Raw genomic sequence first — 1146 nt, forward strand, 5'->3', positions numbered from 1 at the left:
ACCGCCGACGGGGCGCGGAGGTCCCGACGCGCGCGCCCTCGGGCAGCGTGGCCAGGGTCAGCCCGTCGCGTGCGATGAGCACGTCCGAGGGGTCGACCCGCGGTGGCACGGCGATCGGCGCGAACCGGTCGTCGGGCGCCGTCGGGAGGTCCTTGTACGAGTGGACGGCGACGTCGCAGTCACCGCGCTCGAGTGCGGAGCGCAACTCCATGGTGAAGACGCCCACCCCGATGCGCTCGACCGGCGCCATCACCACGTCACCCCGGGTCCGCACGATCACCAGTTCCGCGGGGTGACCGGCGGCGATGAGGGCGTCCCGGACGTGCCCGGCCTGCGTGGTCGCGAGGGTGCTGCCCCGCGTCCCCACCTTCAGGGTCCTGCTCATGACGCCTCCTCGTCCACGCTGGTCTCGTCCAGACGGCCCACGCTGTCGAGGTCGAACAGCGTCCGCACGACCGCCGCCAGGTTCTCGCCGTCGGGCTGGGCCGCGAGCTCCTTGAACCGGACCGTCGGCGGGTGCAGAAGCTTGTCCACGACCCGCCGGACGGTGTTGGCCACCTCGTCCCGGACCCTGTCGTCGAGGTCCGGCAGCCGCGATTCCAACCGGCGCATCTCGGCGGCGACCACCTGGCCGCCGCGACCGCGGAGCTGGCCGATCAGCGGCCCGACGCCGGCCATGCGCTCGGCCTGGGTGTACGCCGCGAGTTCGGTGTCGACGATGGTGCGGGCGGCGTCGGCGTCGGCGGCCGCGGCCGAGGTGGCCGGGTCGGCGTTCAATTCCTCGATCCCCAACACGGTCACCCCCGGCAGGCCCGAGACGGAGGGATCGACGTCACGCGGCATTCCCAGATCGCAGATCACCAGCGGACGGCCCGGGCCGCGACGGGCGAGCGCGGTGTGCACGTCGCCCAGCGTCACGACGGCGCCGACCGCGCCGGTACAGGTGAAGAGGATGTCCGCCGCGGCGATCCCGTCTGCGAGGTCCTCCATGGGGAACGCCGCGGCCGGGGTACCGGAATCCCGGGCGATCTCGGAGAGGCGATCGGCGCGGTCCGGCGTTCGGTTGGTGACGTCGATATGAGAGATCCCGGAACGACCCAGGTGCGCCACCGCGAGTCCGCCCATCGCGCCCGCCCCGAGCACGAC

General features: G+C 73.3%; 2 pseudogenes. Both read right to left on the reverse strand.

Annotation, left to right across the window (positions count from 1 at the left end):
* Positions 1–385 (reverse strand): annotated as a pseudogene (locus IY392_RS16110) (hydroxymethylbilane synthase); the annotation flags it as partial.
* Positions 382–1146 (reverse strand): annotated as a pseudogene (locus IY392_RS16115) (glutamyl-tRNA reductase); the annotation flags it as partial. The pseudogenes IY392_RS16110 and IY392_RS16115, both read right to left, overlap by 4 nt.

The organism is Dietzia sp. SYD-A1, from assembly GCF_015356725.1.
GTDB lineage: Bacteria > Actinomycetota > Actinomycetes > Mycobacteriales > Mycobacteriaceae > Dietzia.